Below are 25,573 nucleotides of genomic sequence, written 5' to 3' on the forward strand. Positions count from 1 at the left end.
CAATGAATGATTCATGCATTAGAAGGATATTATTTTGTTTCCTCAGACTTTTTCTTTGCACCCAACTCAAGAAAACATCTTTTACGATCAGGCGCTGACTCCATTGTGTACTCGGTACAATGTCGGGGCTTATACGTTAGCAAACCATATTGATCCTCTGATTCTGCAGCGTGTCTGGTCACTGTTGGTGGCGAATCTGGATGCACTGCGTCTCACCTTCAGTGTTTCTGCTGATGGTGAGGTGCGGCAAACCCTGTCACCTGAGACCGGGGACGATACAGTTCGTCTCGTGGATTTCAGTGCCAGTCCGACGCCTAAAGCGGATGCGGAGCTTTGGTTGAGCCAGGACATGGCGCAGCCATTCGACTATCTCGGAGACAACCTCCATCAGCTGACGTTGGTCAGGCTGGATAGTCATACCTGTTACCTTTTCATCAAACTGCACCATTTAATTTGCGATGGTGTTGGGATGTACCAGCTTCATCAGTATGTACACCAGCTTTATCAGGACATTGCGAACCAGCAGAACCACGAGTGGCTGAGTGATCTTCCCCAGTATCAACCCGCTGTTGAGCGAGCCAGAGAATATCTGAGTTCATCCCGATGTCAAAAAGATCAGGACTATTGGACGGCGTTTCTGCAGCAGCATGACATGACTTGCCTTTCCCCCCGATATTCAGAAAAAGACAGCCATTACGCGATTCAGGCTTTGCCAGAGACGTTAAAGCAGGCGATGCAGCAATATTGTGAACAGCATGGTGTGACGATGCAGGCGATGTTGTTTGGCGCAGTGAGTGTGGTGCTGTCACGGATGATCGGTCAAACCGAGCTCTGTTTCAGTACGGTGACCCATGGCAGGCAAGGACATCAGGGTATGCAGGTTGTCGGGATGCATTCAAATGATTATCCGGTTGCGATGACGGTGACACCGGAGGCGGTCAGTCTGGATTATATTCAAGCTTGCATGCGAACACTCAAAAGTGCCTTGCGTTATTGCAGATACCCGGCAGCCTACCTGAGTCGGCTCGCGCGTGAGCATGGAGCAACGCTACCGAATGTAACCATAAACTATGAAGCTTTTGCTAAAGAAAGTGTAGGACATCATCTCACGCGAGTGTACGAGCAAGATATCAGTCAGGCACTTTTACTGAGATTGAAAGATTATGGTAGTGACAGCCCGTTCGTCATATCAGCCCATGTTCTGGATGCTTTTTTTACACCAGAAGAAAGTCAGGCGTTTATCGGGCGGGTGGTGAAAGTGTTATCGGCCTTGATTGAGCAACATGACACGCGTATCCGTGAGATTGACTTGGTTTCAGATTCTGAAAGACACACCCTGTTGACCACCTTCAACCAGACGGAAGCGCCTTACCCGCAGGACCAGAGTCTGGCGGCGCTGTTCGAAGCGCAGGTGGCACGAACGCCGGACAACATTGCACTGGTGTTTGAGGGACAGTCTTTGACCTACCGTGAACTGAACGCCAGAGCCAACCAGCTGGCGCGGCAGATTCGGCAGACATACCGGGCGTCTCATCAGGCCGAATTGTCTGCGGACACACTGGTTGCGCTGTATTTGGATCGAAGCCCGGAGATGGTGATCAGTATGCTGGCGGTGCTGAAAGCGGGAGCAGCCTACGTGCCCATCTCGCCGGAATACCCGGCAGAGCGTAGTACGTTCATTTTAGAAGACACCAAGTCGCCGCTGGTGATCACTCATGGCCCGCAGCAGGCGAATGTCGACGCTCTCCTGTCGGGCGGACATGCTGCGCAGATGCTTCTGGCGGACAGCGATGCGTTGCAGACATTGCCGGACAGCAACCTGGGCAGCGGGCCGTCACCGGCCGATCTGGCGTATGTGATTTATACCTCGGGAACCACAGGCCAGCCGAAAGGGGTGATGGTGGCGCATCAAAATGCCGCACATCTGATTCAGGCCCAGCAATCGCTGTTTCAGACGTCGCAGCGCCAGTATGCCTTGTGGTTTGCATCCTATGTGTTTGATGCCTCGGTGTGGGAAATATTTGTGAGCCTGACAAGCGGGCTGAAGGGCTATCTGTGCGCTGAGCATGAGCGGAATGCCACACAGGTGGCTGAGGTGATTGAGCGGGAGGGCATCGATTTTGCGACCCTCCCGCCTGCAGTGCTGTCACTGATGACAGAACGGACCTTCCCGTCACTGTCGGTGCTGATTTCGGCTGGGGAGTCTCCTTCCGATAGCCTGCTGGCGCATTTCAGCCAGCACAGTCAGGTTTTTAATGCTTACGGACCGACTGAAAGCACGGTGTGTGCCAGCGCGAAGTTATACCAGCCGGGGGATATCGCCAATAATATTGGTGCGCCTATCAGCAATACCCAGCTGTATGTGCTGGATGAGCATCAGCAGCTGCTGCCGCTGGGTGCGGTGGGTGAGCTGTACATCGGCGGTGCCGGTCTGGCCCGGGGCTACCTCAACCGTCCGGCACTGACGGCGGAGCGTTTTATTGCCAATCCGTTTGCGACGGATATTGATCATGAGAAGGGGTATACCCGGCTGTACCGCACCGGGGATCTGGTGCGCTGGCTGCCGGACGGCAATCTGGAATATCTGGGCCGGAACGACCATCAGGTGAAGATCCGGGGTTACCGGATTGAGCTGGGCGAGATTGCCAGCGTGCTCAGTGCTGAGCCGAGTGTGCAGCAGGCGGTGGTGGTCGATCTGGACCGGGAAGGTAGCCAGGTACTGGCGGCCTATGTGGTTCCGACTTCAGAAGCGGTGGATACCGAGGCGCTGCGCCAAAGTCTGTCGGCCCAACTGCCGAAATATATGGTGCCGGGCAGTATCACACAGATAGAGAAACTGCCGCTGACGATTAACGGCAAGCTGGACCGCCGGGCATTACCTGCGCCGGTGTGGGTGAGTGAAGACAGTTACCGGGCGCCGCGCAATGCAATGGAAATGCAGCTATGTCAGGTTTGGCAGCAGGTGCTCGGGGTTGAGCGGGTCGGCATTGACGATAACTTCTTCCGGTTAGGGGGAGACTCGATTCAGGCGATTAAGCTGACGGCGGCCATGCGTGCCCGGCTGAATACAGATGTGCCGCTGGCGACACTCTTTGGTCAGCCAACAGTGGCGGGGTTAAGTGCACAGCTGAATGCTTTGTCGGAGATGATTGAGATCCCGGCGCTGGCATTAGAGAGCTATCCGTTGTCCTTTGCTCAGGAGCGGATGTTATTTATTGAGGACTTTGAACAGGGAACATCCGCCTATCACATTCCGCAGCTGTTCCAGTTAGCGAGCGCAGATGTATTACCGGCACTGTGTCAGGCACTGCACATCGTGGCAGACCGCCACCCGGTGCTAAAAAGCGTCTATGGCTACGATGAGCGAGGCGTGGGTTATCAGCGTGTTGGGTCTGATGCGTTGGCGGTCACGACGACGGTTCTGACCGATGATGCTGCACTGGAAGCGGCTGTCCGTGCCGACATCGGCATGCCTTTTTCCTTGCGGGAAGCCCCGGGGATGCGTGTGCATCATTACGTGGTGGACGGGGATGAGCACCAGGAAGCGCAGCATTACCTGTTGATGCTCTGGCACCACATCGCAATGGACGGCTGGTCTGTTGAAGTCTTCTTCCGTGAGCTCAGCGAAGCCTATCAGGCGCTGCTGGAACATCGTGCCCCAAGCCTGCCCGAGCTGCCGATCAGTTACGGTGACTATGCGCACTGGCAGCGGGAATACCTGCTGGGGGCGGTAAGGGAGCAACAGCTGTCTTACTGGCAGGATGCGCTTAGCGGCTATGAGACACTCAACCTGCCGACGGACAAGTCAAGGCCAGCCGCACTGGATTATGCAGGGCAGAACCTTCACTTTAGTCTGCCTGTCGAGGTCTCTACAGCGCTGAAAGCGCTGGCCAAAGCCCGGGGGACGACTCTGTATACGGTGCTGCTGAGTGCCTTCAGTGTCTTGTTGTCGAAGTACAGTCATCAGGAAGATATTTTACTGGGAACCCCCACGGATAACCGTCATCACAGCCAAACTCAAGGGCTGATCGGGATGTTTGTGAATTCTCTGATACTGCGGACGCAGGTGAAATCTGGAGATACCATCGCAACATTGATTGATGAGACTCACGCCGTGGTAACCGGAGCCAAAGCCCATCAGGACCTGCCGTTCGAGCAGTTGGTGGATGCGCTGGGCGTAACGCGGGATCCGAGTCGTCATCCGCTGTTCCAGGTGATGTTCAGTATGCAGTCCTTTGATGATGGGGGATTCAGTCACAGCAACTTGCCGCTGAGTCCGGTCGCTGCGACGGCAGTCGATTTCAGCCCGGCGAAATATGATCTCAGCCTGTTCCTGGAAGAAGGAGAGAACGGGGGGCAGTCAGTGATCCGTGGTTCATTGAACTTTGCGACCCGCCTCTTTACGGAAGCAAGTATGTTCCGCCTGCTGAGTGGTTATCAAACGCTGCTGACGGTGTTTGCGGAGTCATCGGAGACCCGGATCTGCGAAATTGACCTGCTGTCTGATGAAGAAAAACACACTCTGCTGACCACCTTCAACCAGACCGAAGCGCCATACCCGCAGGACCAGAGTCTGGCGGCGCTGTTCGAAGCGCAGGTGGCAAGAACGCCAGATAACATTGCGCTGGTATTTGAGGGACAGTCCCTGACTTACCGGGAGCTGAACAGCAAAGCGAATCAGCTGGCGCGGCAGATCCGGCAGGTGTGCCGGGCGTCTCATCAGGCAGAAATACCGGCTGATACCCTGGTGGCGCTGTATCTGGACCGCAGCCTGGAGATGGTGATCAGCATTCTGGCGGTTTTGAAAGCGGGGGCGGCCTACGTGCCCATCTCGCCGGATTACCCGGCCGAGCGGAGCGCGTTTATTCTTGAAGATACCCGGGCGCCGTTGCTCATCACCCATGCACCGCAGCGGGCGATCGTCGATGCTCTTCTGTCGGGCGGACAGGCTGCGCAGATGCTGCTGGCAGACAGCGAATCACTACAGGCATTGCCGGACAGCAACCTGGGCAGTGGGCCGTCACCGGCCGATCTGGCGTATGTGATTTATACCTCGGGAACCACAGGCCAGCCGAAAGGGGTGATGGTGGCGCATCAGGGCGTGGTGAATCTGGCGTACTTCATGCGGGACAGTCATCAGCTGAATCCTCAGGCGAAGGTCTTGTGTTTTGCCAATTACGTGTTTGATGCATCGGTATATGAGCTGTTTCCATCCCTGATGTTCGGGTGTGAGTTGCATCTGGCCACATCAGTGATGCAACGTGATGAGCAGGCATTGCTGACATATCTGAATGAACACGAAGTCTCTAAGGCATTCCTGCCGACTGCGCTGTTCAACTATCTGGGGGATAAGCTCGCCGGGACATCCCTGAAAGTCTTGCATGTGGGTGGAGAATCGCTCAATCCGCTGGCCCAATTGCCGGTCGAAACCCTTTTCAATCAGTATGGTCCGACAGAGGCAACGGTCTGTGCGACTCAGAAAGCTGTGCTTCCGAATGACGTGAGTATTGGGCAGCCCATCAGCAACACCCAGCTGTATGTGCTGGATGAGCATCAGCAGCTGCTGCCGCTGGGTGCGGTGGGTGAGTTGTACATCGGCGGGGCCGGTCTGGCCCGGGGCTACCTCAATCGGCCTGAGTTGACAGCGGAGCGCTTCATTGACAACCCGTTTGCCACGGAAGCGGATAAGGCGAAAGGGTATACCTGGCTGTACCGCACCGGGGATCTGGTGCGCTGGCTGCCAGACGGCAATCTGGCATATCTGGGCCGGAACGACCAGCAGGTGAAAATCCGGGGCTACCGGATTGAGCTGGGCGAAATCGCCAGTGTGCTCAGCGCTGACCCGAGTGTCCAGCAGGCGGTGGTGGTCGACCTGGACCGGGAAGGCAGCAAGGTACTGGCGGCTTATGTGGTGCCGGGCGATGACAATGTTGATACCGAGTCATTGCGCCAGAGTCTGTCTGCACAGCTGCCGGAGTACATGGTGCCGGGCAGTATCACGTTGATTGATCAGGTGCCGCTTACCCTCAACGGCAAGCTGGACCGCCGGGCGCTTCCGGCGCCGGTGTGGGTGAGCGAAGACAGCTACCGGGCGCCGCGCAATGCGCTGGAAACCCAGCTGTGTCAGGTGTGGCAGCAGGTCCTCGGGGTTGAACGGGTCGGCATCGACGACAACTTCTTCCGTCTGGGCGGGGATTCCATTGTCAGTATTCAACTGGTCAACAAGCTGCGTCAGGCCGGGTTCAGTCTGCAGGTGAAGACCCTTTTTGACCACCCGAGCATCAGCACGCTGGCGGGGGTGCTGTCAGAGGCGCAAGTGGCGGCAGAGATGCTCACCGAGCAGGGCGAACTCACCGGGACGTTTGGTTTACTGCCCATCCAGCAGTGGTTCTTCGAATGTGAGTGGCCGTTGCCACAACACTGGAATCAGGCCTTCATGGTCCGGATCCCCGGGGAAATTGCGCGGGTTGACATTGAGCGGGCGTTGGCGGCACTGGCTGCTCAGCACGATTGTCTGCGTACCCGCTTTACCAAAACTGCACAGGGGTATGAGCAATGTTACCAGCCTTCGGGCCGACAGCCTGCCCTGCAATCCCTGGACATCAGCGGGATGAATGAAGCGTCATTACAGCAGGCTCTGACCGATGTGCAGAGCGGATTTGATTATCACGCAGGGAACGTCTGGCAGGCAGCTCATCTGACCGGCTATGCCGACGGCAGCGCCCGGTTGTTTTTTGCGGCGCACCATCTGGTGATTGACGCGGTCTCCTGGCGGTTGATTGCGGAGGATATGCGCCTTCTGCTGAATGGGGAAGCGCTGCCGCCAAAAACCAGCAGTTACCGCCAGTGGGTTGATATGGTGCGGCATTACGGTGAGACGCACTCGGAGGAGGTGGCTTACTGGTCATCGGTGCTCTCTGCACCTGCGTTTGAACTGGCCCCGGCGGCACTCAGTGAACACAGGGCTGCGTTGTCCCCGGCCATGACTTCGGCGTTGCTGTCTCAGGCCGGGCAGGGATATCACACCCAAGTCAACGACTTGCTGCTCAGTGCGTTGGCGGTCGCGCTTTCGGAGACCTTCGGTCAGGCGGAGAACAGCATTCTTCTGGAGGGGCACGGCCGGGAGGCGATTGATGCACGAATTGATCTCTCCCGTACCGTGGGCTGGTTGACCACCATGTACCCGGTCAGACTGACGAGCGCACCGGCGATGGCTGATACCATCATTCAGACCAAAGAGATGTTACGGGCCATCCCGAACAAAGGGATTGGCTATGGCGCGCTGGCGGATCTGCTGGGTCAGCCCTTGCCCCGGGTCAGTTTCAACTATCTTGGGCAGCTCAGTGTCGGTGAAGTCGAGGCGCTGTGGTCGCTGACCAGTGAGCCGTGCGGCGTGATGGTTGCGCCGGAGAACCAGAGCCCCTTGTTGCTCAATATTAACGGCGCGGTGCAGGATGGCACACTGTCTTTTTATGTGCACTGCCGGTTGGGAGAGGCACAGGGAGCGGCGTTCGCCCGGGCATTTGAGCAGGCGCTGTGTGCTGTGATTGACACCGCCTGCACCCAGGCTGTAGTGGGTGGCGTCCGAACGGCCAGCGACTATGGTCGGGGCGTGCTGTCTCAGTCCCAGCTGGCGCATCTGCAGCAGCGCTATCACGGCATTGAAGCGATTTATCCGGCCAGTAGTTTGCAGCAGGGCTTTATTTATCATCAGCTCAGTCAGCCTGAGGATGACGCGTATTGCGTGCAGTTGCTGATGGATTACCACTGCGCCCTGGATGTTGCGACCTACCGGGCGGCCTGGCAGCTGGCGGCGGAGCGTTTCCCTGTCCTGCGGATGGCATTTGACTGGCAGGAAGCGCTGCTGCAAATCGTCCTGTCTCCCGCGGAAGCGAGTGGACCTCAGCTGGAGGTGGTGGATATCAGTCATTTGCTGGCATCGGATCGAGATTTGGAAATCAAACGGTTGCAGCTGGCAGACCGGGCGAAAGGTTTTGATTTAACTCAGCCGGGACTCTTCCGGCTGACCCTGATCCGTCACCATGAGCACCATTACACCCTGCTGAAAACAGAGCATCACAGCATCGCGGATGGCTGGAGCGGTCCGGTGCTCTGGCAGACGGTACATACCCATTACCAGCAACTGTGTCAGGGGCAAACACCCGTGATTACCGCAGACGAGGCGTATGCCCGGACGCAGCAGTACCATCTGTCCCATCAGGCGGAGACGGAGGCGTACTGGCAGGAACAGCGGTCTGCCTGGGAAGGGGGGAATGACGTGACGCCGTTGCTGACCCACCCGGTGAACCTTGCAAATCTCAAGCAGATTGATCGCCCGGCAGCCCAGACACTGACCCTGGCAGAAACCTGTTATGAGCAGTTGAAGGACACCTGTCAGCAGTTAGGCGTAACGCTCAACGTGGCGTTGCAGTTTGCCTGGCATAAACTCCTGCACACCTATACCGGAGACTCGCAGACTCTGGTCGGGACCACGGTCTCCGGGCGGGATGTGCCGGTTGAAGGCATTGAGCAGAGTGTCGGCCTCTATATTAATACCCTGCCGCTCCGTGTGGACTGGTCGCCGTCAGTCAACATTTCAGAAGTCTTACTGGGGATCCACCAGCAGGTGGCCGCCATCAACACCCACAGTGCCATGTCGCTGGCGAAGCTTCAGCAGAGCGGGGAGCGATTGTTCCACTCGCTGATGGTGTTTGAGAACTATCCGGCGCCGGACACGGGTGCCCAGGCCGACGATTCGATTGCGAACCACATTGTTTTCCGGGATGCGATCGAGAAAGTGGATTATCCGCTGGCGGTGATGGGGTACGAACAAGGCCAGACTCTGGTGGTGAAACTCAGTTATGGTCTGGACTGGCTGGATGATGCACAGGCTCAGCGGCTGTTGCAGCAGGTTCAGGCGATCTTAATGGCGGTCGCCCGTGATCCGCATCAGCATCATGACGCGATCACGCTGCTGTCCACGGAGGAAAAACAGACCCTGCTGACCACCTTCAACCAGACGGAAGCCCCGTATCCGCAGGACCAGAGTCTGGCGGCGCTGTTCGAGGCGCAGGTGGCAAGAACACCGGACATCATTGCATTGGTGTTTGAGGGGCAGTCCCTGACTTACGGTGAGCTGAACAGCAAAGCCAATCAGCTGGCGCGGCAGATCCGGCAGGTGTACCGGGCGTCTCATCAGGCAGAGCTGCCGGCTGATACCTTAGTGGCGCTGTATCTGGACCGCAGCCCGGAGATGGTGATCAGTATTCTGGCGGTGTTGAAGGCTGGAGCGGCCTACGTGCCCATCTCGCCGGATTACCCGGCAGAGCGCAGTGCGTTCATTTTAGAAGATACCTGTGTGCCGCTGGTGATCACCCATGCACCGCAGCAGGCGAGCGTCGACGCTCTTCTGTCGGGGGGACAGGCTGCGCGGATGATTCTGGCCGACAGTGACGCCTTGCAGGCATTGCCGGACAGTAACTTAGAAAGCGGCCCGTCGCCGGAAGATTTGGCCTATGTGATTTACACCTCGGGGACCACAGGTCAGCCGAAAGGGGTGATGGTGGCGCATCAGAGTGCAGGAAACACCCTGCAATCGATGCAGGCTGTTTATGATTTCGGCCTTTCAGGAAGCCGGGTTTCCTGCTTCAGCCAATACACCTTTGATGTGTCTGTTTCTGAAATGTTGAACAGTTTGCTTTTCGGTGGTGAGTTACATTTGCTGGGAGAATCGTGTCGGAGAGATCCGCATGTACTGAGTGCGTATATTGATTCGCAGGCGCTCAATATCCTGTATGTGCCGCCGGTGGTTCTGGCTGCGTTACCTCAGAAGCAGCATGCTTCTTTAAAGACAATCCTGTTTGCCGGTGAGTCCTGTGACCCTGAGGCTTGTTTGTACTGGCACCAACATTATGCGCTGTATAACTTTTACGGCCCGACTGAGGCGAGTATCTATGCGGCAGGGAAGTTAACGGAACGCCGGAACCTGAATGAGATTGGCCAGCCCATCAGCAACACCCAGCTGTATGTGCTGGATGAGCATCAGCAGCTGCTGCCGCTGGGTGCAGTCGGCGAGCTGTATATCGGTGGGGCCGGTCTGGCCCGGGGCTACCTCAACCGCCCTGAGCTGACGGCGGAGCGCTTCATTGCCAATCCGTTTGCCACGGAAGCTGACAAGGCGAAGGGCAATACCCGGCTGTACCGCACCGGGGATCTGGTGCGCTGGCTGCCGGACGGCAATCTGGCATATCTGGGCCGGAACGACCAGCAGGTGAAAATCCGGGGCTACCGGATTGAGCTGGGCGAAATTGCCAGCGTGCTCAGTGCTGAGCCGAGTGTCCAGCAGGCGGTGGTGGTCGATCTGGACCGGGAAGGCAGCAAGGTACTGGCGGCTTATGTGGTGCCGGGCGATGGCGATGTGGATACTGAGTCACTGCGTCAGAGTCTGTCGGCACAGCTGCCGGAGTACATGGTGCCGGGTAGCATCACGGTTATAGAAAAACTGCCGCTGACGATTAACGGCAAGCTGGACCGCCGGGCGCTTCCGGCGCCGGTGTGGGTGAGCGAAGACAGTTACCGGGCGCCGCGTAATACGCTGGAAGCCCAGCTGTGTCAGGTGTGGCAGCAGGTCCTCGGCGTCGAGCAGGTTGGTATCGACGACAACTTCTTCCGTCTGGGCGGGGATTCGATTGTCAGTATTCAACTGGTCAACAAGCTCCGTCAGGCCGGGTTGAGCCTGCAGGTGAAAACCCTTTTTGACCACCCGACCATCAGCATGCTGGCGGGGGCATTGTCAGAGGCGCAAACTGCGGTGGAGATGCTGACCGAGCAAGGCGAACTCACGGGCTCGTTTGGTTTACTGCCCATCCAGCAGTGGTTCTTCGAATGTGACTGGTCGTCGCCACAACACTGGAATCAGGCCTTCATGGTCCGGATCCCCGGGGAAATTGCGCGGGTTGACATTGAGTGGGCGTTGGCGGCACTGGCTGCTCAGCACGATTGTCTGCGTACCCGCTTTACCAAAACTGCACAGGGGTATGAGCAATGTTACCAGCCTTCGGGCCGACAGCCTGCCCTGCAATCCCTGGACATCAGCGGGATGAATGAAGCGTCATTACAGCAGGCTCTGACCGATGTGCAGAGCGGATTTGATTATCACGCAGGGAACGTCTGGCAGGCAGCTCATCTGACCGGTTATGCCGACGGCAGCGCCCGGTTGTTTTTTGCGGCGCACCATCTGGTGATTGACGCGGTCTCTTGGCGGTTGATTGCGGAGGATATGCGCCTTCTGCTGAATGGGGAAGCGTTGCCGCCGAAAACCAGCAGTTACCGCCAGTGGGTTGATATGGTGCGGCATTACGGTGAGACGCACTCGGAGGAGGTGGCTTACTGGTCATCGGTGCTCTCTGCGCCTGCGCTTGAACTGGCCCCGGTGGCACTCAGTGAACACAGGGCAGCGTTGTCCTCGGCCATGACTTCGGCGTTGCTGTCTCAGGCCGGGCAGGGATATCACACTCAAGTGAACGACTTGCTGCTCAGTGCGTTGGCGGTCGCGCTCTCGGAGACGTTTGATCAGGCGGAGAACAGCATTCTTCTGGAGGGGCACGGCCGTGAGGCGATTGATGCGCGGATTGACCTTTCCCGTACTGTGGGTTGGTTTACCACTATGTACCCGGTCAGACTGACGAGCACACCGGCGATTGCTGACACCATTATTCAGACCAAAGAGATGTTACAGGCCATCCCGAACAAAGGGATCGGCTATGGCGTGCTGGCGGATCAACTGGGTCAGCCCTTGCCCCGGGTCAGTTTCAACTACCTTGGGCAACTGAGTGTCGGTGAAGCCGAGGCGCTGTGGTCGCTGACCAGTGAGCCGTGCGGCGTGATGGTTGCGCCGGAAAACCAGAGCCCCTTGCTGCTGAATATCAACGGCGCGGTGCAGAACGGCACACTTTCTTTTTATGTGCACAGCAGGTTGGGAGAGGCACAGGGAGCGGCGTTCGCCCGGGCATTTGAGCAGGCGCTGTGTACTGTGATTGACACCGCCTGCACCCAGGCTGTTCTGGGTGGGGTCAAGACGGCCAGTGATTATGGTCAGGGTGTGCTGTCTCAGTCTCAGTTGGCGCATTTACAGCAGCGTTATCACGGCATTGAAGCGATTTATCCGGCCAGTAGTTTGCAGCAGGGCTTTATTTATCATCAGCTCAGTCAGCCTGAGGATGACGCGTATTGCGTGCAGTTGCTGATGGATTACCACTGCACCCTGGATGTTGCGACCTACCGGGCGGCCTGGCAGCTGGCGGCGGAATGTTTCCCTGTACTTCGGATGGCATTTGACTGGCAGGAAGCGCTGCTGCAGGTCATTCTGGCCCCGTCAGGCGCAGGCGAACCAGATATTGACGTCTTAGATATCAGCTACTTGCCGGAAGCGGCGCGTGAAGCGGAAATCAGACGTCTGCAGCAGGCAGACCGGGTGAAAGGTTTTGACCTGACGCAGCCGGGGCTCTTCCGACTGACCCTGATCCGACACCATGAGACCCATTACACCCTGCTGAAAACCGAGCATCACAGCATCGCAGATGGCTGGAGTGGTCCGGTGCTCTGGCAGGCGGTACATGGGTATTACCAGCAACTATGTCAGGGGCAAACACCCATGATCACCGCAGACGAGGCGTATGCCCGGACGCAGCAGTTCCATCTGTCCCATCAGGCGGAGACGGAGGCGTACTGGCAGGAACAGCAGTCTGCCTGGGACGGTGGGAATGACGTGACGCCGTTGCTGACCCATCCGGTGAACCTGGCCAAGATCAGGCAGATTGATCGCCCGGCAGCCCAGACACTGACTCTGGCCGGGGCTGATTATCAACACCTGAAACACAGCTGTCAGCAGTTTGGGGTCACCCTCAACGTGGCGTTGCAGTTTGCCTGGCATAAGCTGCTGCACACCTACACCGGAGATACTCAGACTCTGGTCGGGACCACGGTTTCCGGACGGGACGTGCCTGTTGAAGGCATTGAGCAGAGTGTCGGGCTGTACATCAACACCCTGCCGCTCTGTGTGGACTGGTCGTCATCATCCTCGGTTTCAGAGGTCTTGCAGGAAATCCATCAACAGGTTGCCGCGATAAACACCCACAGTGCGACGTCGCTGGCGAAGCTCCAGCAGGGCGGGGAGCGCCTGTTCCACTCGCTGATGGTGTTTGAGAACTATCCGGCGCCGGACACGGACGCGCAGGGTGACGATTCGATTGCGAATCACCTCGTCTTCCGGGAGGCGATCGAGAAAGTGGATTATCCGCTGTCGGTGATGGGGTACGAACAGGATCAGACTCTGGTGGTGAAACTCAGTTATGGTCTGGACTGGCTGGATGACACGCAGGCTCAGCGGCTGTTACAGCAGGTTCAGGCGATCCTGCTGGCGGTGGCCCGTGATCCGCATCAGCGCCATGACGCGATCACGCTGCTTTCCACGGAGGAAAAACACACCCTGCTGACCACCTTCAACCAGACGGCAGCCCCGTATCCGCAGGACCAGAGTCTGGCGGCGCTGTTCGAAGCGCAGGTGGCAAGAACGCCAGATAACATTGCGCTGGTATTTGAGGGACAGTCCCTGACTTACCGGGAGCTGAACAGCAAAGCGAATCAGCTGGCGCGGCAGATCCGGCAGGTGTGCCGGGCGTCTCATCAGGCAGAGCTGCCGGCTGATACCTTAGTGGCGCTGTATCTGGACCGCAGCCCGGAGATGGTAATCAGTATTCTGGCGGTGTTGAAGGCTGGAGCGGCTTATGTGCCCATCTCGCCGGAATATCCGGCAGAGCGGAGCGCGTTTATTCTAGAAGACACCAAGTCGCCGCTGGTGATCACTCATGCACCGCAGTGGAAGAAAGTTGAGGCGCTCGTGGCGACAGGACATGCGGCAACAATTGTTCTGGCGGACAGTGAGACATTGCAGGCACAGTCGGGCAGCAATCTGGACAGCGGACCGGCGCCGGAAGATCTGGCGTATGTGATTTACACTTCAGGGACCACAGGTCAACCGAAAGGGGTGATGGTGGCGCATCAGGGCGTGGTGAATCTGGCGTACTTCATGCGGGACAGTCATCAACTGAATCCTCAGGCGAAGGTCTTGTGTTTTGCCAATTATGTGTTTGATGCATCGGTGTATGAGCTGTTTCCGTCCCTGATGTTCGGGTGTGAGTTGCATTTGGCTACATCGGTGATGCAACGTGATGAGCAGGTACTGCTGGATTATCTGGCTGAGCATGAATTGACGAAGACTTTCCTGCCGACTGCGCTGTTCAATTATCTGGGCGATAAGCTTGCCGGGACGTCCCTGAAAGTCTTGCATGTGGGGGGAGAATCGCTCAATCCGCTGGCTCAGTTGCCGGTCGAGACTCTCTTTAATCAGTATGGTCCGACCGAGGCAACGGTCTGTGCGACTCAGAAAGCTGTGCTTCCGAATGACGTGAGTATCGGGAAACCCATCAGCAACACCCAGCTGTATGTGCTGGATGACAATCAGCAGTTGCTGCCGCTGGGTGCGGTGGGAGAGCTGTACATCGGCGGGGCCGGGCTGGCCCGGGGCTACCTCAATCGGCCTGAGTTGACAGCGGAGCGCTTCATTGCCAACCCGTTTGCCACGGAAGCCGACAAAGCGAAGGGCTATACCCGGCTGTACCGCACCGGGGATCTGGTGCGCTGGCTGCCGGACGGCAATCTGGCATATCTGGGCCGGAACGACCAGCAGGTGAAAATCCGGGGTTACCGGATTGAGCTGGGCGAAATCGCCTGTGTGCTCAGCGCTGAGCCAAGTGTCCAGCAGGCGGTGGTGGTCGACCTGGACCGGGAAGGCAGCAAGGTACTGGCGGCCTATGTGGTTCCGGCCGATGGCGATGTGGATACCGAGTCATTGCGCCAGAGTCTGTCTGCACAGCTGCCGGATTACATGGTGCCGGGCAGCATCACGGTTATAGAAAAACTGCCGCTTACCCTCAACGGCAAGTTGGACCGCCGGGCGCTGCCGGGACCGGTGTGGGTGAGCGAAGACAGCTACCGGGCACCGCGCAATGCACTGGAAGCCCAGCTGTGTCAGGTGTGGCAGCAGGTCCTCGGGGTTGAACGGGTTGGCATCGACGACAACTTCTTCCGGTTAGGAGGCGATTCGATTCAGGCCATCAAGCTGACGGCGGCCATGCGTACGCAGCTGAATGTGGACATTCCGCTGGCAACACTCTTCGGTCAGCCCTGTATTGCCATGCTGTCTGAAAATCAGGTTTTTGATTCGCATGATGCGTTAATCACCATGCTGACGCCAAATTCGCAGGCTGAATCCTGTTTGTTCATGATTCATCCCGGGACCGCCAGCAGTGAAGTTTATGCGGCGCTCGCACAGTCGCTCTCTGAGGATTTTCATTGTATTGGCGTGAATAATTACAATTTGGTCATGCCATCTGCTGTGGAGTCATTACCCGCTTTAGCTGATATCTATTTGTCACAGATGACGAAATACAGATTGCTGGAGAAGCCTGTTCGCATTCTTGGTTGGTCATTAGGTGGTTTGCTGGCAATGGAAATCGCGTACCAGTTAGAGCAATACGGTGTGAAGGATATCAAGCTGTACCTGCTGGATACGGTGATTCAGTCGCCGGCGTTGCAAGCATTACTACCGTCAATTTCAGAAAAAATTGCATTGATGACGGAGAAATATCAAAGCACTGCTCTGGATCCTGAATATGTGAATAAGGTCCTGCAATCGGTTCCTGCTGAGGCACGGATCAATCAAATGCCTGTGAGCGGTCAACTCCAACATACGCAGGTGACTTTGTTCAAAGCGATGCTGTCTGATCCTGATCTTCAGAGCGATAACAGTCTGGAATTTCAGCAATTGATTCTGAACACGCCGGACAACAATGTGGCTCAGTATACCAAGCAATCATTAACCACAATGAATATGCATGGTTGCCATCACAGCAACATGCTGGAGGATATCGAGATGTTGAAAACAGTCATCGTTCAATCAAGTTAAACCCGCGGGTGATTTGATGAGTTTGGCTCCCCTATTAAGGATGATGGGGGAGCCTTATTTGTCTTTATCCTTTCCGGCATCCCTTCACAGTGTTTTGAACGGGTGACTCGATGTCCGGCCGCTCAGCATCGTATAATCAAGACATTGAATTACAAAAGAGCACGACTGCATGAGAACCCCTTTGATCACCCGGGAAGGGTATAACCGTCTGAAACAAGAGCTGGATTTTCTGTGGCAGGAAGAGCGCCCGGAAGTGACCAAAAAAGTCACCTGGGCGGCGAGCCTTGGGGATCGTTCGGAAAATGCTGATTATCAGTACAACAAGAAGCGCCTGCGTGAGATCGACCGCCGGGTGCGATATCTGCGAAAGACACTGGAAAACGTCAAGATTGTTGATTATTCACCGGTGCAGGAAGGCAAGATCTTTTTCGGCGCCTGGGTTGAGGTGGAAAACGAAGCCGGTGCCAGCATGACATTCCGCATCGTCGGCTATGACGAGATTTTCGGCCGCAAGGACTACATTTCGATTGATTCGCCGATGGCCCGTGCCCTGCTGAAAAAAGAAGTCGATGACGAAGTGGTGGTGCGTACGCCGGACGGCGATAAAGTCTGGTTCGTCAATACGATAACCTACGTGAAGGACTAATCTGAAAGTGAAGCAGCCAGCACTGATCGTTCAGGCTGACATACTCAGTAACAATTTACTGGCGATCATTTGTGCACCAATTCAGTCAGAAAAGGCAAGGGTCGCGTAAAATACCGCCTCGGCGACATCCAGAGTTCGAAGCATAAGGTGTAACGATGCAAGACAATTTCAAGATTCTAGTAGTTGATGATGATATGCGCCTGCGTGCGTTGCTGGAGCGTTACCTGTCGGAGCAGGGCTTCCAGGTTCGCAGTGTGGCGAACGGTGAGCAGATGGACCGTCTGCTGGCCCGGGAAAATTTCCACCTCATGGTACTGGACCTGATGTTGCCGGGAGAAGATGGTCTGTCGATTTGCCGTCGTCTGCGCAACGCCAACAATATGTTGCCGATCCTGATGCTGACCGCCAAGGGTGACGAAGTCGACCGGATTGTCGGTCTGGAAGTGGGTGCGGATGATTACCTGCCGAAGCCGTTTAACCCGCGTGAACTGCTGGCCCGTATCCGTGCCGTGCTGCGTCGTCAGACGGTGGAAGCGCCGGGTGCGCCGAGTGTGGAAGGCAAAATCATTACCTTTGGCGAATTCAGGCTGAATCTGGGGACCCGTGAAATGTTCCGTGGTGAGGAAGCGATGCCGCTGACTTCCGGTGAGTTTGCCGTGCTGAAAGCGCTGGTGACCAATGCCCGCGAGCCGATGTCCCGCGACAAGCTGATGAATATGGCCCGTGGCCGAGAGTATTCCGCGATGGAACGTTCGATTGACGTGCAGATCTCGCGACTTCGCCGCATGGTTGAGGAAGATCCGAGTCGTCCGCGCTATATCCAGACGGTGTGGGGACTCGGTTACGTGTTTGTCCCTGACGGCAGCGAGGCATAACGATGCCGATGCGCATGTCGCCGCGCTCGACATTTACCCGCACACTGATTCTCCTGGCTGGCCTGCTGATTGCCAGCCAGGTTTTTTCTTATCTGGCAGTGCTGAACTATGCCCTGCTGCCCAGTCTGCAGCAGTTCAACCGCATAATGGCCTATGAAGTCCGGCTGATGCTCAAAGAAGATGTTGAGCTCGCTGATGGTCATACTTTCCATCTCGATACCCCCTTACGCCGCCAGCTTCTTGAACAGCTTGGGGTGACCCTGCTGGCTGATGATGGCCCGGAGTCGCAAGACTACCGCGAGGCGACCCGGATTGATTTTCTGAGTGAAGAAATGAGCCGGGAGCTGGGAACGCCGACTGAGGTCAGGCTGTCACTGGGAGCCGACAGTTACATTCTCTGGCTGAACTGTGATGCCATGCCGGGGTACCTGATGCGGGTCCCGCTGTCGGAATTACAGGAAGAAGATTTTGCCCCGCTGTTTGGTTACAGCCTGTTTATTGCCTTTATGGTGATCGCCGGAGGCTGGATGTTTATCCGGATCCAGAACCGTCCGCTGGTTGCACTGGAGCAGGCGGCTCTGGAAGTTGCCAAAGGGGGATCACCGCCGCATCTGGAAGTGCAGGGCGCTTCAGAGATCCGGGCCGTCACCAAAGCTTTTAATCAGATGGGCGAGGGGATCAAACAGCTGGAAGATGACCGGGCTTTGCTGCTGGCCGGGGTCAGCCATGATTTGCGGACGCCGCTGACCCGAATTCGTCTGGCGACGGAAATGATGTCCCCGGAAGACGCCTATCTGGCTGAGAGCATGATTAAAGACACTGAAGAGTGTAATGCCATCATCAGTCAGTTTATGGAGTACCTGAAGTCGACCCATTTGCAGGAGCAGGAACTGCATGATCTGAATCTGCTGGTGGAAGATGTGGCAGAGGCAGAAGGCGGCATTGAGCGGGGGATTGAGCAGGAACTGGGTCTCATCAATGGCAAAGTGTATGTCAATGGTGTCGCGATTAAGCGTTTGATCAGTAACCTGGTGGTTAATGCGCTGCGTTACGGCAATGGCTGGGTTCGGGTCACCAGTGGGATGACGGCGGATCGCCAGATGGCCTGGTTCTGTGTGGAAGATGACGGTCCCGGGATTGAACCGGATCAGGTGGCGAAGATGCTGCAACCCCTGACCCGCGGTGACAGTGCCCGCGGCAGCGATGCGGAAGGTACCGGACTCGGACTGGCGATTGTGAAGCGGATAGTGGATCAGCACCAGGGTGACATTCAGTTCAGTAACCGCAGCGAAGGGGGGCTGAAAGTCCAGGTGAGTCTGCCGTTGCGTCCGGTAAAACAGAACGGCAAGCGCGCCGTGAAATCCTAGCAGGCACAGCGCCCTCTCATTTGTGATGGGAGGACGCTGTCCGTCAATCAGTCTTTCTTTTCTTCCGGCAGAATCAGGTTCAGCAGAATCGCCGTCAGGCCACCGGCAGCCATGCCGGATGAAAGAATGCTTTTCACAATCTCAGGCATGAACTGGAGGATTTCCGGTTTCTGCGCAATCCCCAGTCCCATCGAGAACGACAGTGCCATGATCAGAATGGCACGACGGTCCAGCTCACAACGGGAAATAATCCGCACCCCGGATGCGGCAATGGTGCCGAACATCACGATGGTGGCACCGCCCAGTACAGGTTCCGGGATCAGTTGAACCAGATTGGCGACAACAGGAAACAGACCCAGCAACACCAGCATCCCTGCGACAAAATAACCGATGTAACGGCTGGCAACGCCGGTCAGCTGGATAATGCCGTTGTTCTGGCTGAAGGTTGAGTTTGGAAAACTGTTCAGCACCGCTGCCAGCGCTGAGTTGATCCCATCTGCCAGCACGCCGCCTTTAATCCGCTTCAGGTACACCGGGCCGCTGACCGGTTGTTCTGAGGTTTCTGAGGTTGCCGTGATATCTCCGATGGCTTCCAGTGACGTAATGGCAAAGACAATCACCAGCGGGATCAGCAGCGACCCGTCAAAACCCAGTCCGTACTGCATCGGGGCAGGAATGGCGATCAGGGTGGTTTCGGCGAGCCGCTCCGTACTGATCATGCCCATCAGCCAGGCGGCCAGCGTTCCGGCGGCCATCGCAATCACAATGGATGAAACACGCAGATACGGGTTCTTCATCCGGTTCATCAGGACAATCAGCCCCAGGACGATCCCGGCCAGCAGCAGTTTATCCAGACTGCCGAAGCTGCCGTCTTCAATGGCGGCATAGCCACCGCCAATTGACGTCAGGCCAATCTGGATCAATGTCAGACCAATCAAAGTCACCACAATGCCGGACACCAGCGGGGTAATGACCCGGCGGGTATGTTGTAAAATTCGCGAAATGGCGACTTCTGTCAGGGAAGCGGCGAGAATGGTGCCGAAAATAGCAGCCATCATGGTCGGCACATCCGCACCGCCGGCTTTCATTGCCAGCCCGGCACCGATAATCGGGCCGAGAAAGTTAAAGCTGGTGCCCTGAATCGACAGCAGGCCGGAACCCACCGGGCCGATGGTCCGGATCTGAATGAACGACGCAACACCTGAGGCCAGCAACGACATACTGACGATGGTGTTGGTGTCGCTGGCCGGCAGTCCCAGAGCCTGACAGATGATCAGCGATGGGGTGACGACGGCCACGAACATGGCCAGCAGGTGCTGCAATGCTGCAAACAGGGTTTGCGGCAGGGGCGGACGATCTTCAAGACGGTAAATCAAATCAGATGAGCGGGGACGTTCAATTTCTTGGTGCTGGCCGGTCATGGTCAATCCTTATTACGTCGACAGGTCGGCTTCTCAAGGGGATCTGAGTGGACAGGTTTGAAGCCGAAAAGGACCCTTGGGTCAAAATTGGCCCCTATTGTAATGACGAACCCAAAATTAGCAAACGTTTGCGTATGTTGTTTTTGGTGTGTGAAAGCAGAAAACAGCGGCATCAGACCGCGATTACACTGGAACGAGCAGGTTTGTCCGGATCAGGCGTTGGAATAGTTTTCCCGGTGACCGAGCCAGCGCTCAATAATGGCCTTGGCATTGGACGGATATTGATCGTGCAGGTATCGCGCCATCTTCTGGACCTGAGGGATCAGGTGCTGGTCGCGGACCAGATCGGCCACTTTGAAATCTGCAATGCCGGTCTGTTTGGTGCCGAGCAGCTCACCGGGACCGCGGATTTCCAGATCGCGCTGGGCTATCACGAAGCCGTCACTGCTTTCCCGCAGCACGCCCAGTCGCTGCTGAGCCGTTTTCGACAACGGGGCATGATAGAGCAGCACACAATGGCTGGCGACGCTGCCCCGGCCAACCCGGCCGCGCAGCTGGTGAAGCTGCGCCAGACCCAGCCGTTCGGGGTTTTCGATGATCATCAGGCTGGCATTGGGAACATCAACACCCACTTCAATCACGGTGGTGGCAACCAGCAGGTGCAGTTCACCGGCTTTGAAACGTTGCATCACGTCCTGCTTTTCAGCCGCTTTCATCCGGCCGTGAACCAGACCAATTTTCAGCTCCGGTAACTGGGCGGTCAGCTCAGTGGCGGTGTCGGATGCCGCCTGGGCTTCCAGCACTTCAGATTCATCAATCAGGGTACAGACCCAGTATGCCTGGCGTCCTTCGTTCAGACAGGCGGCACGGATCCGTTCGATGATATCTGCGCGGCGGGCATCGGAAACCGCGACGGTCTGAATGGGGGTCCGGCCCGGCGGCAGTTCGTCGATCACTGAGGTTTCCAAATCGGCATACGCGGTCATGGCCAGCGTCCGGGGAATGGGCGTGGCCGTCATGATCAGCTGGTGCGGATAACGGCCATCATTTGCGCCTTTTTCCCGCAGTTCCAGCCGCTGGTGCACCCCGAACCGGTGCTGTTCATCGATGATGACCAACGCCAGATTGCTGAAGATCACCTGTTGCTGGAACAGGGCATGGGTGCCGACCACCATCTTCGCTTCACCGCTTTCAATGCGGGCCAGCTCGGTTTCCCGCGCTTTGCCTTTGAGCTTCCCGGCCAGCCAGCCGACCTGAATGCCAAGCGGTTCCAGCCAGTGGGCGAAGTTGAGGGCGTGCTGTTCGGCCAGCAGTTCGGTCGGTGCCATCAGCGCGACCTGATAGCCATGTCCGATAGCGCGAACCGCCGCCAGTGCGGCGACCAGAGTTTTGCCGGAGCCGACATCGCCCTGAACCAGTCGCATCATGGGGACGGACTTTGCCAGATCGGATTCAATATCAGCCACCACGCGCTGCTGGGCGCCGGTCGGGCTGAATGGCAGTCCGGCCAGCAGTTGCTGTTTCAGCGGTTCGCTGGGGGGCAGCGGCCAGGCCTGATGCTGTTGTCCTTTCTGGCGTACGGCCAGCATCGACAGATTCTGTGCCAGCAGTTCCTCAAGGATGAGCCGTTTCTGCGCCGGATGCTGGCCCTTTTCCAACTGGTCCAGCGAGACATCGGGGGTTGGACGATGCATGACATGCAGTGCCTGCGCCAGCGTCATCTGACGGTCGTACAGGCCTTCCGGCAACAGCTCAGTGACCGCGGCTTTATCAAGCAGCTTCAGAGCCTGATCGGTCAGGTTGCGCAAGGTCAGCTGCCGCAGGCCGTCGGTGGTCGGATAAACCGGAGTCAGGGTTTCTTCGACCGCGAGTTGAGTGGGTTCGGAAAAGATTTTGTAATCCGGATGGATGATTTCCGGACCATGCTGGCCGCGCCGGATTTCGCCGTAGGCTTTGACCTGCTTGCCTTCTGACAACGCGTTTTTCATCGCCGCGTTGAAATTAAAGAAGCGCAGGGTTAAGGCACCGCTCTGATCACTGATTCTGACGGTCAGCATCCGGCGTTTGCAAAAGCTGATGGCATTGCTGAGCACTTCGCCCTGCACGGTCAGGTGCTGGCCGGGCCGGATTTCAGCAATGGGCCAGATCCGGGTCCGGTCTTCGTAACGGAGCGGCAGATGGAACAGCAGATCCTGCACCGTGTGAAGGCCAATCTTATGGAGTTTTTCAGCCATTTTGGCGCCCACGCCTGACAGTTCAGTCAGGGTAATGGTGTCTAGCATCTGTCCGCTCATGCGTTTGCTCTCTGTGTTCCGTCAGATGATTGGGTTATTTGTTTCTGGACTGAATGGCACGCCACCAGGCGTCGTCAGCGACGATCTGGCCTTTATCATCCAGCGGCGGGTAAGGCAGTTTTTTCTGCTTTGCCACTTTTGCCAGTACCGGGTGGCCGCGTTCAAACAAAATGCGGTGCACGGTTTCCAGGGGCAGTGGCGTGGTGTCCCGGTCGTACATGCCAGCGATCTGGCGCTGGCGTTGTGCTTCATAGAGGATCAGTGCACTGGCGACGGAGACGTTCAGCGACTGTACCATACCCACCATCGGAATAATGATGTCCTGATCAGCCAGTGCCAGTGCTTCGGGGGTGATCCCGTTTTTCTCGCCGCCCAGAATGACTGCAGTCGGCTTGGTGTAATCAATCTCGCGGAAATCAACGGCGCGATCCGACAGGTGCGTGGCCAGAACCTGCATGCCTTGGGTCCTGAGATGGCTCACCGCATCCGTCATGGTGTCATGGGTTTGCAGCTCAACCCAGTTCCGGGCACCGGCAGAGGTGTGGCTCAGAACCCGCATTTCATTCGGCCAGACGGCATGGACTTTGTGAACGCCGACGGCGTCTGCTGTCCGGATGATGGCGGAGACGTTATTGGGTTTGTGCACTTCTTCCAGGCACAGAGTGAGATCCGGCTGGCGGGTCGCCAGGACTGACTGGATTCGCTGAAAGCGTTCTGGGGTCATAGTCGTGATGTTCTTGATTTCTGGCAGGCTGAGATGTTGTGATTCAGCCGCTGGGAAAGCACAAACGCCCGGTTCGGGCGTTTGTGCGTGACATACTGTGCTGGCGCTGCGGCCATCTCAGTTTTTCTGCCGGGCAACCCGGACCACATTCGGCATCACCCGGATCCGGCGCATGATATTGGCCAGATGGACCCGACCTTTGGTGGTCAGGCGAACGGTGATGGTATACAGGCGGCCGTCCTTCTCCTCGGTCGACAGACCCTGAATGTTGGAACCGGTATTGGCAATGGTGTTGGTCAGATCGGCCAGTGCACCCTGATGGTTCTGCATGTCGACTTTGAGGTTGGTGACAAACTCCTGCTCGAAGTCGCGGCTCCATTCCACCGGCATGTATTTGTCCGGCTCTTTCTGGTAACCGCGGATGTTCGAACATTCCTCGCGGTGGATCACCAGCCCTTTGCCCGGGCTGACGTATGCCATGATCGGGTCACCGTGGATCGGATGACAGCAGTTGGCGAAGGTCAGCAGAATACCGTCGGCACCACGGATTGGCATCCGGCGTTTGTCGTCCGTCTGGTTTTCTTCGTCCAGCGTGCCCAGCAGTCTGCGGGCAATCACCACGCTCATCAGTTCACCCAGGCCAATCGCAGCGAGCAGGGATTCCTGATCTTTCAGACGCAGATCCTGAAGTACCTGATTCAGCGTGTCCGGGTCGATCTGGTCGATATTCAGTTCACCCAGCGCATGGTTCAGCAGGCGACGGCCTAGCGTAATGGATTCGGTCCGGCGCATGGTTTTGAGGACCTGCCGGATCTTGGTCCGTGCGCGGGAAGTCACCACATAGTTGAGCCAGGCCGCATTCGGGCGTGCACCCGGTGCGCTGATGATATCGACGGTCTGACCGTTTTTGAGCGGCTTGCTCAACGGATACGGCTGACGGTCAACTTTGGCACCGACACAGGTATTACCCACGTCCGTATGCACGGCATAGGCAAAGTCAACGGCAGTGGCGCCAACCGGCAGTTCGACAATCCGGCCTTTCGGTGTGAAGACGTAAATCTCATCCGGGAAGAGATCAGATTTCACGTTCTCGATAAATTCGAACGAGTTACCGGCACTCTGCTGCAGCTCCATCAGGCTCTGCATCCAGCGCTGGGCTTTTACCTGCGCGGTGGTGCCAGAGCTTTCGCCATCTTTGTAGGTCCAGTGGGCCGCAACCCCTTTATCCGCCATCTGATCCATGTCGTCGGTCCGGATCTGAACTTCGACCGGAACTCCGTGCGGGCCGACCAGAGAGGTATGCAGTGACTGATAGCCATTGGCTTTCGGGATGGCAATGTAGTCTTTCATCCGGCTCGGACGCGGTTTGTACAGGTTATGCACCTGTCCCAGCACCCGGTAGCAGGTATCCAGATCCCGGACCAAAACCCGGAAGGCATAGATATCCATGATCGAATGGAAGCGCTGTTCCTTGTTCTTCATCTTGTTATAGATGGAGTACAGGTTCTTTTCGCGGCCAACCACTTTGCCGTCGATCCCCGCATCAAACAGGCGGCCTTCAATTTCTGCGTGGATCCGGTTAATCATTTCTTTCCGGTTCCCACGGGCAGCGGCGACCACTTCTTTCAGCACCCGATAGCGGTTCGGATACAGGGCTTCGAAGCCCAGTTCTTCAAGCTCGGTCTTAATATTGTGGATACCCAGACGGTGGGCCAGGGGAGAAAAGATTTCCAGGGTTTCGCGGGCAATACGGCGGCGCTTATCCGGGCGCAGGGCACCCAGGGTCCGCATATTGTGCGTACGGTCGGCCAGCTTGATCAGGATGACCCGGATGTCATTGGCCATCGCCATGATCATCTTGCGGAAGTTCTCTGCCTGGGCTTCTTTCCGATCGCGGAATTTGAGTTTGTCCAGTTTGGACACACCATCCACCAGTTCGGCCACGGTCGATCCGAAACGACTGTCGAGGTCGTCTTTGGTGACATCGGTATCTTCTATGACATCGTGGAGCAGGGCGGCCATCAGGGTTTCGAAATCCAGGCGCATTTCGGCCAGGATCCGGGCGACGGCAATCGGGTGGATAATGTAAGGCTCACCACTGGAACGGGTCTGGCCTTCGTGGGCGTCTCTTGCGACTAAATAGGCCTGCCTGAGCGCCTCAATCTGAGTCTCAGGCAGGTATTCAATTACAACTTCTTTCAGGCTATCAAAGAGATACAAAT

Annotated in this window: 8 protein-coding genes; 4 read left to right on the top strand and 4 right to left on the bottom strand. The window is 56.9% G+C overall.

Annotated features, from left to right (window positions below; all coding sequences use genetic code 11):
• Positions 1-34 precede the first annotated feature (34 nt).
• The 4 genes from L4174_RS00745 to envZ all read left to right on the top strand — a co-directional run bounded on the left by L4174_RS00745 (position 35) and on the right by envZ (position 18,912).
• Entirely contained in the window at positions 35-16,024 is a 15,990-nt protein-coding gene (locus tag L4174_RS00745) for a non-ribosomal peptide synthetase (RefSeq protein ID WP_254589109.1), read from the top strand.
• 169 nt (positions 16,025-16,193) lie between these two features.
• Positions 16,194-16,670, top strand: coding sequence for a transcription elongation factor GreB (gene greB, locus L4174_RS00750; protein ID WP_248144504.1), 477 nt, complete (start codon positions 16,194-16,196; stop codon positions 16,668-16,670).
• 155 nt (positions 16,671-16,825) lie between these two features.
• Positions 16,826-17,545 (top strand): two-component system response regulator OmpR, encoded by a 720-nt coding sequence (gene ompR / locus L4174_RS00755; protein ID WP_036754793.1) that lies wholly within the window; start codon positions 16,826-16,828, stop codon positions 17,543-17,545.
• Positions 17,546-17,553: 8 nt separating this feature from the next.
• Positions 17,554-18,912: a two-component system sensor histidine kinase EnvZ gene (gene envZ / locus L4174_RS00760; protein ID WP_248144507.1), complete on the top strand. Its 1,359-nt coding sequence runs from the start codon at positions 17,554-17,556 to the stop codon at positions 18,910-18,912.
• 47 nt (positions 18,913-18,959) lie between these two features.
• On the opposite strand, the gene L4174_RS00765 is transcribed toward envZ, so the two are convergent.
• The 4 genes from L4174_RS00765 to spoT all read right to left on the bottom strand — a co-directional run bounded on the left by L4174_RS00765 (position 18,960) and on the right by spoT (position 25,571).
• On the bottom strand, positions 18,960-20,333 hold the full coding sequence (locus L4174_RS00765; protein ID WP_248144503.1) for a uracil-xanthine permease family protein: 1,374 nt from the start codon (positions 20,331-20,333) through the stop codon (positions 18,960-18,962).
• A 212-nt stretch (positions 20,334-20,545) separates the two neighbouring features.
• On the bottom strand, positions 20,546-22,627 hold the full coding sequence (gene recG / locus L4174_RS00770) for an ATP-dependent DNA helicase RecG (RefSeq protein WP_248144502.1): 2,082 nt from the start codon (positions 22,625-22,627) through the stop codon (positions 20,546-20,548).
• Between the two features lie 34 nt (positions 22,628-22,661).
• The gene (trmH, locus tag L4174_RS00775; RefSeq protein ID WP_248144501.1) at positions 22,662-23,351 is read right to left on the bottom strand and encodes a tRNA (guanosine(18)-2'-O)-methyltransferase TrmH; all 690 of its coding nucleotides are present in this window, start codon (positions 23,349-23,351) and stop codon (positions 22,662-22,664) included.
• Between the two features lie 117 nt (positions 23,352-23,468).
• A complete protein-coding gene (gene spoT / locus L4174_RS00780) occupies positions 23,469-25,571 on the bottom strand; it encodes a bifunctional GTP diphosphokinase/guanosine-3',5'-bis pyrophosphate 3'-pyrophosphohydrolase (protein ID WP_248144500.1) in 2,103 nt (700 codons plus the stop codon).
• Between the last annotated feature and the right edge of the window lie 2 nt (positions 25,572-25,573).

This window comes from Photobacterium sp. CCB-ST2H9, assembly GCF_023151555.2.
Taxonomy (GTDB): Bacteria; Pseudomonadota; Gammaproteobacteria; order Enterobacterales; family Vibrionaceae; genus Photobacterium.

Excerpts from the sequence above, each read along its gene's own strand:
- greB (WP_248144504.1), top strand. The coding sequence starts at position 16,194 with ATGAGAACCCCTTTGATCACCCGGGAAGGGTATAACCGTCTGAAACAA.
- ompR (WP_036754793.1), top strand. The coding sequence starts at position 16,826 with ATGCAAGACAATTTCAAGATTCTAGTAGTTGATGATGATATGCGCCTG.
- envZ (WP_248144507.1), top strand. The coding sequence starts at position 17,554 with ATGCGCATGTCGCCGCGCTCGACATTTACCCGCACACTGATTCTCCTG.
- L4174_RS00765 (WP_248144503.1), bottom strand. The coding sequence starts at position 20,333 with ATGACCGGCCAGCACCAAGAAATTGAACGTCCCCGCTCATCTGATTTG.
- recG (WP_248144502.1), bottom strand. The coding sequence starts at position 22,627 with ATGAGCGGACAGATGCTAGACACCATTACCCTGACTGAACTGTCAGGC.
- trmH (WP_248144501.1), bottom strand. The coding sequence starts at position 23,351 with ATGACCCCAGAACGCTTTCAGCGAATCCAGTCAGTCCTGGCGACCCGC.